The sequence below is a fragment of the Mesorhizobium huakuii genome (assembly GCF_030160235.1).
In the GTDB taxonomy this organism is placed as follows: domain Bacteria; phylum Pseudomonadota; class Alphaproteobacteria; order Rhizobiales; family Rhizobiaceae; genus Mesorhizobium; species Mesorhizobium huakuii.
In genome coordinates this window covers 1-8,808 of the sequence record NZ_BSNY01000006.1, presented here as the reverse complement: position 1 = coordinate 8,808, position 8,808 = coordinate 1, and the positions used below count along the sequence as shown (strand labels likewise).

The window sequence follows — 8,808 nt, the reverse complement described above, 5'->3', positions numbered from 1 at the left end:
CTGCTGGTAACGACGGAAGCGATGGTTGCCGAGAAGCCGAAGAAGGAACCCGCCGTTCCGGCAATGCCGGCTGGTGGCATGGATTTCTGATGGTAACGGCTGTGTCCGCGCCCGGTGGGCGCGGACACCCTGACAAATGGGTAGAGCCATGAACGTGATGAACTTGAACGTAATCCCCCCGCCGTCGCGTGCGGCCACCGATCTGAACTACGAAGCAGACCTGAAGGTTGCGCTTGACCCGATACTGGTCGAGTTGCTCGACAGAGCAGAGGCCGCGGGTTGGGACCGGCGCAAAGCGGCATACACGGTGATGTTTCTGGCTGCTCGCAAACTCACGGACACCAAACAGAGCCCAGAAGTAGCACGTACAGGGAGTTGATGCCTGCCGTGCCAGAAGGGCCCGGCGGTTCTGACAAGCGAACTGGTGCACGCCGGTTGACGGATCGGACAATGGAGTCTGGTCCAGGGCATACCCGATAGCCAGCTGGCCGCGCCGAGAGGAGCAATCTACGTTTCGGGGCCTAAAAATGACTGTGCGATCGTCAAATTATATCGGCGTGTTCGCCGCATTCTGTCTCTCGCTTACCCCAATGCCAGCGTACCCCGCTGCAGCCGGGCCCGTCGTCAGCACCATCACGCAGCGACCGCTGCCGGACGTCCTGGAACAGGTGACGCCTGCGGTGGTCAACATCGCCGTCACTTCGGGTTCATCTGCAGAGACCAATCCGCTCTACAACGATCCCTTCTTCCGGCGCTATTTCAACATGCCTGAGGCGCAGCCCAGGCTGAGCGCCGGTTCCGGCGTTATCGTCGATGCCGACAAGGGTCTTATCCTGACCAATCATCACGTCGTCGCCGATGCCAGCGAAATCTCGGTGACGCTCAAGGATCGCCGCCGGTTCAAAGCGGAACTTGTCGGCAGCGATCAGGCGACCGACATCGCCGTGCTCAGGATCAAGGCAAGCAGGCTCACGGCGCTTCCTTTCGGCAATTCCGATACACTTCGTGTGGGCGACACCGTCGTGGCGATCGGCAATCCATTCGGACTTGGCCAGACAGTGACATCAGGGATTGTTAGCGCGCTCGGCCGGAGCGGCATCAACATCGAAGGCTATGAGGATTTCATTCAGACCGATGCCTCGATCAACCCCGGCAATTCCGGCGGGGCACTCGTGACGGACGATGGAAAGCTGGTCGGCATAAACACTGCGATCATAGCGCCGGCCGGCGGCAATGTGGGCATTGGCTTTGCCGTCCCGATCGCGATGGTGTCATCGGTCATGAAGCAACTGATCGACCATGGCGAGGTGCGCCGCGGCCGCATCGGCGTTGCCGTACAGGACCTCACGCCAGACCTGGCGGATGCACTCAAACTCACCGACAATTCGGGCGCCGTGGTCGGCAGCGTCGAAGACGGCTCTCCGGCCGCCCATGCGGGGCTGCAGGCTGGCGATGTGATCGTCAGTGTCGACAGCCATCCGATCTCCAGCTCGGCCGACCTGAGAAACCGCATCGGTCTGACACCGGTCGGATCGGATGTGGCCGTCGAATATCTGCGCGATGGCACGCGCAAGAGTGTGACCATTCATATCGCGCCGGAGAACGCTGCAGCCTCCGCGCCCGCGCTACCGGATCGTCTGGAAGGCGCGCAGTTCGAGGATGCGGCCGGCAACGTGGTTGTCGCGCACGTTGAGCAGGGCAGCGCCGCGGCGCGGGCTGGCTTGCGCGCCGGAGACGTCATCGTTGCGGTCAACCGGAAACCGGTTGCCACTATGGCCGCGCTGACAGCTGCGTTGCGCGAAGCAAGCGGAACGATCGCCCTGGATCTGTTCCGCGGTGGGGCAAAGCTGTTCCTGGTGGTTCGCTAGGAAACCCTAGACTAGGCGAGAGCAATCCAAAAGCATTCATCGATTGGGAGCAGAAAATGAGGAAGTCTGTTCGATGGGTCCTTGCCTCTGGCGCGGCCATCGCCGCGGCATTGGCGCCGGTTCCCGCGTTCACGCAGCAACCGCCGGCACAGATTCATGAATTGACCGGCTTCTGGCTGACGACGCCGCACCCTGAGCTGGCGATCCCGCCAGGGAAAACCGAAACAATTCCGCTTACCTTGCGCAACGCGAACCTGCCACCGCAACGCGCTGAGTTGGAGGTTTCCGGCGTTCCGACCGACTGGAAATGGTCGCTCAAGGGCGGCAACCGTGAGGTCAATGCCGTAATCGTGTCGCCCAATGCGACGGAAGAGGTCAAACTTGAACTGACGCCGCCGACAGGGGCGACTGGCAAGAGCGTGCCGATCGACGTGAAAGCACGCTACGGCAGCGAGACCGCCGATCTGCCGCTCACGGTAAAACTGGCGAACGCCCCTGAAGGCGGATTGGAGTTGAAGCCGGAGCTGCCCGCGTTGCGTGGATCAGCGCGATCGACCTTCAGCTTCAAGGTCGAGGTGACCAACAATGGTAGTGAGGAAGGCTTGTTCAATCTGGCCGCCAATGCACCGGAAGGGTTCCAGACCCGCTTCAAGCATGGTTATGGTTCCGAGGAAATCACGGGTTTGCCCATAAAGGGCGGTGCGACGGAAGATATCACCCTGGAGGTAACGCCTGCGCGAGCCGCCCCAGCCGGCCGATACCCGATCGTCATGGATGTTTCGGGAGGCGGAGCCAATGGCACTGCGGAACTCAGCATCGAGGTCACGGGGCAACCCGAAGTCTCTCTTGCCGGACCGCAAGAACGGCTTTCAGGCGAAGCCGTGGCCGGCAAGGAATCGAGCTTCACTTTCACGCTCTCTAACACTGGCAGCGCGCCTGCGGCGGATATCGAGTTGTCATCCTCGCCGCCGACCGGTTGGAAGGTCGAGTTCGAGCCCAAGACCGTTGGCATGCTGGCGCCGAACGCCACGAGCCAGGTGAACGTCAGAATAACACCTTCCGAAAAGGCGATCGCTGGCGACTATATGGTTCCGGTGCGCGCCAGCGGAGGCAGCGTGTCGGAATCGGCTCAGTTTCGCGTCACGGTCAACACATCGACAATGTGGGGCGCAGCCGGGTTGGGTGTCATTGCCGCCGCCGTTCTCGTGCTCGGCATGGCCGTAATGAGGTACGGACGGCGATGAGCACGACGGTCATCGAAGCCAAGGGACTTACCAAGCGTTATGGCGCGGCGCTCGCCGTAGCAGGCGTTGACCTGTCTGTTGAAGCCGGCGAGGTCGTGGGTCTGCTCGGTCCGAATGGCGCCGGCAAGACGACAACCATCCTGATGCTGCTTGGTCTCACGGAGCCAAGCGAAGGTCAGGTCCTTATCCTCGGGAAGGATCCGCTGCGCGAGCCGCTGGAGGTGAAACGCCAGGTGGGCTATCTGCCGGACACAGTCGGCTTCTACGACAACATGTCCGCCCGCGAGAACCTTTCCTACACCGCCGAGCTAGCGGGGCTGTCCCGCGACCAGGCCCGCGAACGCATCGCTGCTGCACTCGACAAAGTTCGACTGAGGGATGCAGCCGACCGGCAGGTCGGCACCTATTCGCGCGGCATGCGGCAGCGCCTCGGCATTGCCGAACTTTTGATGCGGGATTGCCGCGTCGCCATCCTCGACGAGCCGACCTCTGGTCTCGACCCTCAGGCGACGCAGGAATTGCTTGACCTCATCCAGACATTAAGCCGCGAAGGCATGACCATCCTGTTGTCGTCCCACATGCTGGATGTCGTGCAAACCGTCTGCCACCGCATTGCGTTGTTCAGGAATGGCAAGATCGGCTTCGTCGGTACTGTCGAGGAGCTGGCCGACCGAATTGGCGGCGGTGCCTTTGTCGTCGACGTGGAGGCTGACGGCATTGATCTGGCGCAGGCGGCACGTTTTGCAGAAGGGGTGAAGTCGATCGCCGCCGACCGCGACGGTCATTGGCTGGTCGAGGCGGAGCGCGACGTCCGGCCAGAGTTGGCCCGCCTGGTCGTGCAAGGCGGAGGTTCCTTGAGGAACCTTGACCTACACCGCGCCCGGCTTGACCAAGCGTATAGCCGCTACTTCAAGGAGGTTGCCCATGACGCGTGAAGGCTCTCCGTTCAAAGGAACCGCGACGATCGCGCTCAAAGAAGCCGCCGACCACATGACAAGTGCCCGCATGCACCTGATCATGCTTCTGGTCCTGCTCACAGCGGCCGGCGCTGTCTATGGCGCGATCGGGCGTATCACCGCGACGACCGCAGAGGATCCATTCCTGTTCCTCAAACTGCTGACGGTAGCGCGCGACCCCCTGCCCTCATTCGCAGCCTTCCTGGGCTTTCTCTTGCCGCTCGTGGCGATCACGCTGGGCTTCGATGCAATCAATGGCGAATACGCCCGCAGAACAATGAGCCGTTTGCTGGCGCAACCGATCTATCGAGACGCCGTCCTGTTCGGCAAATTCCTGGGCGGCCTGCTCGTTATTGCCATCGCGCTCCTTACGCTGTGGTTGCTGATGACCGGCCTCGGCATCCTGTTTCTCGGACTGCCGCCGTCTAGCGGAGATTTGGTGCGCGGCATCGCCTATCTGGCGGTGACACTTGCTTACGCCGGGGTATGGCTGGCGCTTGCAATCGCCTTCTCAACAGTGATCCGGTCACCCGCAACGTCCGCACTTGCAGCATTGTCGGTCTGGCTCGTACTGACCGTGTTCTGGGGCATGATCGCGCCCTTGATTGCAAGTACAATTGCACCGCTCGATCCACTCGACCCGATGACGGTGATCACACAATTCGAGACGCAGCAGGCCATTGCGAGACTCTCGCCGCAGAGCCTTTACGGCGAAGTGACGGCGTTGCTGCTTGATCCGTCCGCTCGTTCGGTGGGTCCGCTGTTCTTCGATCAGATGCAGGGTGCGGTCGTCGGCGCGCCGCTGCCGACGGTTCAGAGCCTGTTGGTGGTGTGGCCACAAATTTCCGGGTTGGTCGCGGCCATGATCCTTTTGTTCACGCTTGCCTACGTCGCTTTCCAGCGTCAGGAGGTCAGGGCATGATAGCGGCGCGCCTCAAGGGATGCCTCGCGTGCTCAGCAGCTGCGACATCCACCTCACCGATGCATCCGCTAGTGCCACAAGCGACGCGAGGGCGTGGCTGGACGGTCGGCAACGCCCCCCTGACAGGAGGCTGTTAACGTCGAGAGAGTTCACCAGATTGCGGTCTCGCACTTCCCGGAAAAGCACTAAGCTATTGTACTCCGTGGCGACTATTTCGTAGCCAAGAGCGATCCAGATTTTCCCGATTTTCTGTCGGGCGCAGGTGAAGCGGTCTATACCCGGCCCGGTCTAGATCTGGCAATCCATCGCCCGGAAGCCTTTCCCCCACGGTAATACCCTGTACGGGGCGCTTCGGATTTTTCGCTGATCACAGTGGCGGTGAATGCTTCATCGAGCCACATAGTCTTCCAACCGACACGCTCATTGCTATCGCTGCCACCACGCACCTGGTAGACGCTCATGGCGTCATTCCCTGCCGTGGTGACGCCAACGATGTGGACCTCTACCACTCGAAAGAAGCCGTCATAGCGAACCTCGAGGCGTTTGCCTTGGCGTAGTGCGTCACAGGCTACCGATCCTAATTGCTGCCCCCAAAGAACGGTAGGGAAGCACAAAGTCCTCGCTTTGGCTAACGCTCTAAATGATCGGACTGAGATGGCCTAGGCGTCCGATGCCGTACCCGAGCAAGTTTCGTCCGTTCCTCGTCCAGAAGCTTCAAGAGCACCCTTCGAGTGGCCGAGTCCGTTTCCGTCTCCAGCTTCTTTTCGAAGTGCCTGATATTTTCGCGGTGCACGAACTCAGCTTCGCTGCTTGCCATCGTGCGATCCTCTATCATGGAGATGACACGCCGCTACAATAGCATCCGGGAAGGCAACAAGTCTGTTTGGTAAGAAATCGTACATTTCTGGCGCTACCCAACCATAGGGGAATGGCGTGGACGCTGCCTCGAATATGGTGCTCAAAGGCCGGTACTGATTTGACTAGCGTTTCCCAGCCATCATGCGCGCTTCACGCATAAGCGATGCCCAATTGTTGAGACCCAGAAAGGCGATAAGCTCGCGGGCCTGGTCTTCGGTGATGCCGGTATCTTCCACCAGTCGGCGCACTATAAGGTTGTAGCCCGTGAGCGGCTTGCCTTGTTCCTCGACCATCTTGGATACACTCCCGGTTCCGGCAAACGTGCCGAACAGAGAAAGGTTCCATCGGTGGCCCTGACCGCGCCATCTATGGATCCTTCCGAGCCCTCAACAGGACGATGCGGTAGCAAACGCTCTTCCAGGGTGGCGCCTGCACGAGGCAACGCATTGGCTGAACATTGTGTTCCGGGGCCCGAGTTGCGGCTGCGTCCGCCGCCGTTTGGCGACGAGATTGAGGCTCGTTCGACAACACGACCGTCACGGCGTCAACTATGCCGTTAAATTGCGGCTCTTGCATCTGAAGGTGCCTCGATCCGTTTGAAATCGGCAAGGCCTAGCCGTATCCGCTGGCCCTCCGCAAAGGCCAGGGCAAAAGATTGCAGCGCGAATGATCGGGTTAGTTCCTGGTCGTCCTCGACCACGCGGACCAACCATTCCTCACCGGCTTCCATCACTTCAACGCGCCGATCACCTGGTGCCTCTTCAGCCATCCCAAATTGTCCTGCATGTTCAATCTTCAAATTTGTAGGGCGGCAAAAATCGTCGGTTCAATAAGAAATGCTGGTACGGAATCGTACCCTCGTTGTCGGGGACTCGGCTTCGTTCCGAACCGGCGTATACTTCACGGATCGCCCATACCGAACAGAGGCATTGCGGGGCGGTTGGGAGTTGGCAGTGCTTCGGCCTTTGCGTGCGGGGAGGAGGAAATGTCACGTAGCAAGGGGCCGGCAAACCGGCTTTGACACCGTCGATCCAGACCTGGTGGATTGGATTGCGCGAAAGTCGGAACATGCTGGGCAAACGCCTCCGAAATTCCTCGACCACAAGCTGGAGTGCCCATATTGTCTCACCATACGGCTGAGAATTCCCGCCGACGCTCGCCCGGACAATCTGATTTTTTGCGATGATTGCGGAGCGTATCTAGGCACCTGGGATGAACTCCAAACCGACTTTGAGAGGCAAGGCGGTCAGAACGGTGTCTTCCGCCTGAACAACGGCCGTATCCAGCGGGTCGAATAGAGTGTGCTCTGGTTTCATCGAGAGCTAGACCAAACGCGCCGCGCCTACTTTTTGTTGCCTTCCGCGACAAGCGATCCATCAGATTGCGCAGGCGATCGGGAAGCCATTTTTCGACACGAAAGATGGGCAGGCCGCGCAGATGCCGTCTCAACACTTCACTCGAAAATTGCCGTCGCAACAATTCGGCGAGGTTGCGAGGGTGCTCTCGGGCCATTGTTGCCACCTTTGTTCTCAAACCCGGCCAGTTTGGAATTGTTCCGGCAGAACCATGCAGTGCTGGTTCGAAAACCTCGCCTGCACTTTCGCCCACTGTTCGAAATCGTACCCAAGGATATTTCCGAAGCCCAAAAGCGACATTCGCAATTGCCTGCCGCCCGACTTGAGAGGATGGTGAGCCATCGCTTGCCGATCTGAGTGGGCGCAAGCGGCTGAGAGATGCGTGTGCTCTTGCCCCAAACGGGAGGCGAGAGCATGGCTCAGCTTCAGCAATCCAGCGTCCGCAATCGTCTGCTTGCATCATTGTCGCGCGACGATTTCGCGCTCGTGCAGCCGCATCTCGAAGCCGTCACATTTGAGGTGCGTGAACACCTGTTCCGGGCGGAACAGACGATCACGCATGTCACCTTCCCCGAATATGGCATTGCCTCGATCGTCGCCGATACCGAAGAAGGTCGCTTCGAGGTCGGCATGGTGGGATCGGAGGGGTTGGTGGGCACGGCCGTGGTGCTCGGCGTGGATCGCACGCCTCATACCTGCATGGTACAGGCTGCGGGCGATGCGTTTCGCATCGGGGTGGCCGAACTCCAGGCAGCGATGGACCACAGCGCCACGCTGCGCGCGCTGCTTCTGCGCTTCGTGCACACCTTCATCGTCCAGGTCAGTCAGACCGCCTATGCCAACGCCGGCTACTCCATCGAGGAGCGGCTGGCCCGCTGGCTGCTGATGACCCACGATCGTCTGGAAAAAGACGATATGCCCGTGACCCATGAGTTTATGAGTGTCATGCTGGGCACGCGTCGTCCTGGTGTAACATTGGCGGTGCAGATGCTGGAGGGAACGGGCGTGATCCGGGCCACGCGCGGCCACGTCACGGTGAGAGATCGCGAGAAGTTGGAGCAGATCGCCGGCCAAGCTTACGGGTTCGCAGAGAAGGAATATTCCAACGTATTTCAGTTCCCGATCAAGCGAGACAGATGAGGTGGATCTTGCGCTACTTCATGAATGTTCGCTATCGCGGCCGGCTCATACCGGACCCTGACGGCGATGAGTTGGAGAACGAGGAAGCTGTGCGGGGCCATGCGCTCGCAAACGCCTATGATCTCGTCTTTCACAACCGCATGGACGCGCTCCGCAGCTGGTTCGACTGCAACTTCGAAGTGACCGACGAGAGCGGCAGAACTGTGCTGGTGATGCCGTTCGGCGAGGTGGTTTCAGAAACCTGATGTGGCATCGACCTAGCTCCCCTGGAAGATCGCTCAATATGTCCTCAACCTAACTGTTCGGATTCATACCAAGCCTTGAAGTGCGAAGAGAGCCCGCCCTAACGTGTTTCAAGGGAGGAGTGTTGATGGTCCACGATTTTCAAACAGTGACGGTTGAAAGCGCGAGCTATGCTGGAATTTGGGTGACGAGGCTGATCAAGCGGCGCTCTGCGGCTTCAAT

Annotated in this window: 9 protein-coding genes; 7 read left to right on the top strand and 2 right to left on the bottom strand. The window is 59.9% G+C overall.

Annotation, left to right across the window (positions count from 1 at the left end):
- Positions 1–148 precede the first annotated feature (148 nt).
- The 5 genes from QQK95_RS01350 (at position 149) to QQK95_RS01330 (ending at position 4,990) form a co-directional block, all read left to right on the top strand.
- Complete coding sequence (locus QQK95_RS01350; RefSeq protein WP_284268061.1) at positions 149–379, top strand: hypothetical protein; 231 nt, start codon at positions 149–151, stop codon at positions 377–379.
- Between the two features lie 148 nt (positions 380–527).
- Entirely contained in the window at positions 528–1,868 is a 1,341-nt protein-coding gene (locus QQK95_RS01345) for a Do family serine endopeptidase (protein ID WP_284268059.1), read from the top strand.
- 56 nt (positions 1,869–1,924) lie between these two features.
- Positions 1,925–3,112, top strand: a complete 1,188-nt coding sequence (locus tag QQK95_RS01340) for a COG1470 family protein (protein ID WP_284268057.1) — start codon at positions 1,925–1,927, stop codon at positions 3,110–3,112.
- Positions 3,109–4,047: an ABC transporter ATP-binding protein gene (locus QQK95_RS01335; protein WP_240565396.1), complete on the top strand. Its 939-nt coding sequence runs from the start codon at positions 3,109–3,111 to the stop codon at positions 4,045–4,047. The genes QQK95_RS01340 and QQK95_RS01335 overlap by 4 nt, the downstream gene beginning before the upstream one ends.
- Positions 4,037–4,990, top strand: a complete 954-nt coding sequence (locus tag QQK95_RS01330; RefSeq protein WP_240565397.1) for an ABC transporter permease — start codon at positions 4,037–4,039, stop codon at positions 4,988–4,990. Before QQK95_RS01335 ends, QQK95_RS01330 begins: the two co-directional genes overlap by 11 nt.
- A gap of 980 nt (positions 4,991–5,970) precedes the next feature.
- On the opposite strand, the gene QQK95_RS01325 is transcribed toward QQK95_RS01330, so the two are convergent.
- Positions 5,971–6,141: a hypothetical protein gene (locus QQK95_RS01325; RefSeq protein WP_240565398.1), complete on the bottom strand. Its 171-nt coding sequence runs from the start codon at positions 6,139–6,141 to the stop codon at positions 5,971–5,973.
- 263 nt (positions 6,142–6,404) lie between these two features.
- Positions 6,405–6,617, bottom strand: a complete 213-nt coding sequence (locus QQK95_RS01320) for a hypothetical protein (RefSeq protein WP_240565399.1) — start codon at positions 6,615–6,617, stop codon at positions 6,405–6,407.
- Positions 6,618–7,617: 1,000 nt separating this feature from the next.
- On the opposite strand from QQK95_RS01320, the gene QQK95_RS01315 reads away from it, so the two are divergent.
- Complete coding sequence (locus tag QQK95_RS01315) at positions 7,618–8,343, top strand: Crp/Fnr family transcriptional regulator (RefSeq protein WP_240565400.1); 726 nt, start codon at positions 7,618–7,620, stop codon at positions 8,341–8,343.
- Entirely contained in the window at positions 8,340–8,588 is a 249-nt protein-coding gene (locus QQK95_RS01310; protein ID WP_284268048.1) for a DUF6894 family protein, read from the top strand. The genes QQK95_RS01315 and QQK95_RS01310 overlap by 4 nt, the downstream gene beginning before the upstream one ends.
- Positions 8,589–8,808: the final 220 nt, after the last annotated feature.

Excerpts from the sequence above, each read along its gene's own strand:
- QQK95_RS01350 (WP_284268061.1), top strand. The coding sequence starts at position 149 with ATGAACGTGATGAACTTGAACGTAATCCCCCCGCCGTCGCGTGCGGCC.
- QQK95_RS01345 (WP_284268059.1), top strand. The coding sequence starts at position 528 with ATGACTGTGCGATCGTCAAATTATATCGGCGTGTTCGCCGCATTCTGT.
- QQK95_RS01340 (WP_284268057.1), top strand. The coding sequence starts at position 1,925 with ATGAGGAAGTCTGTTCGATGGGTCCTTGCCTCTGGCGCGGCCATCGCC.
- QQK95_RS01335 (WP_240565396.1), top strand. The coding sequence starts at position 3,109 with ATGAGCACGACGGTCATCGAAGCCAAGGGACTTACCAAGCGTTATGGC.
- QQK95_RS01330 (WP_240565397.1), top strand. The coding sequence starts at position 4,037 with ATGACGCGTGAAGGCTCTCCGTTCAAAGGAACCGCGACGATCGCGCTC.
- QQK95_RS01325 (WP_240565398.1), bottom strand. The coding sequence starts at position 6,141 with ATGGTCGAGGAACAAGGCAAGCCGCTCACGGGCTACAACCTTATAGTG.
- QQK95_RS01320 (WP_240565399.1), bottom strand. The coding sequence starts at position 6,617 with ATGGCTGAAGAGGCACCAGGTGATCGGCGCGTTGAAGTGATGGAAGCC.
- QQK95_RS01315 (WP_240565400.1), top strand. The coding sequence starts at position 7,618 with ATGGCTCAGCTTCAGCAATCCAGCGTCCGCAATCGTCTGCTTGCATCA.
- QQK95_RS01310 (WP_284268048.1), top strand. The coding sequence starts at position 8,340 with ATGAGGTGGATCTTGCGCTACTTCATGAATGTTCGCTATCGCGGCCGG.